The organism is Veillonella dispar, assembly GCF_937975875.1.
GTDB classification, from domain to species: Bacteria; Bacillota; Negativicutes; order Veillonellales; family Veillonellaceae; genus Veillonella; species Veillonella dispar_B.
Genome location: NZ_CALJSP010000126.1, coordinates 1 through 1,019, shown reverse-complemented (window position 1 = coordinate 1,019; position 1,019 = coordinate 1). Strand labels below are relative to the sequence as shown.

Sequence of the window (1,019 nt, the reverse complement as noted above, 5' to 3'; positions counted from 1 at the left end):
GATAGTAATCATCATAGCCTTCCATGCCTACTTCCTTGAGGAAGCGTTGAGCAATTTCACGGGCTTCAGATTTTTTCATTTTCTTAACCGTTACAAGGCCTTCCATGATGTTTTCAATAACAGTCTTGTTAGAGAATAAGTTATAAGACTGGAACACCATGGATGTATTGCGGCGTACGTTTAAAATTTCCTTGTTAGACGCTTTATGTAAGTCTACAGAAATATCGTTTAATTGCATCGTCCCTGCATCGGCCTTTTCAAGGAAGTTAAGCGTTCTAAGGAACGTCGTCTTACCACTGCCAGATGGGCCAAGGATAACCGTTACAGACCCTGTTGGCACATGTAGGTCGATGCCCTTTAAAATTTCACGGTTCCCGAAGGATTTGTGAACTTGTTTAATATCTATCATAATGCATTACCTCGTTTATACTTGCTTGCATAGACTTCTAAACGATGGAAGATAAATTCAAAGACAATCCCCATCACCCAGAATAGACCGGCCACCACGATGTAGGCCTCAAAATACTGTGAATTTTCCTCTGTATATAACTTTGCAGCACCGAACAATTCAATAACAGTAATAACGAATACGATGCTGGTACTCTTCATAGTGTTAAGGAATTGGTTAGTAAATAGTGGCAACGCAAAGACTGTTGCTTGTGGCAATACGATGCGACGGAACGCTTGGAACCACGTCATACCGATAGCTTGAGCCGCTTCCATCTGGCCTTTCGGTACAGATTGTAAGGCAGCCCGAAAGATTTCACTCAAATAGGCCCCTGTATGCAATGTTAAGCCTACAACGGCTACGAAGGTAGCTGGCACCTTTTCAAAAGGCACATGCACCCCCGTTTGATCCTCTAGTGCGAGGAATAAAATTGGCAAGCCATAGTACACGAGGTATAAAAGAACCATGTTCGGAATACTACGGCACAATAATACGTACAAGTAACTGAGCTGACTGAGCACAGGTACTTTATTTTGTTGTAGCACGCAACTTAATAGCCCTAGGATTGTCC

Annotated in this window: 2 protein-coding genes; both read right to left on the bottom strand. The window is 42.5% G+C overall.

Translation table 11 applies throughout. The features are described 5' to 3' along the window. The coding region (locus tag Q7P05_RS06090) for an ATP-binding cassette domain-containing protein (RefSeq protein ID WP_303931096.1) at window positions 1–409 on the bottom strand (409 nt) is incomplete at its 3' end. Further along, the coding region (locus Q7P05_RS06085; RefSeq protein ID WP_303931094.1) for an amino acid ABC transporter permease at window positions 406–1,019 on the bottom strand (614 nt) is incomplete at its 5' end. The genes Q7P05_RS06085 and Q7P05_RS06090, both read right to left, overlap by 4 nt.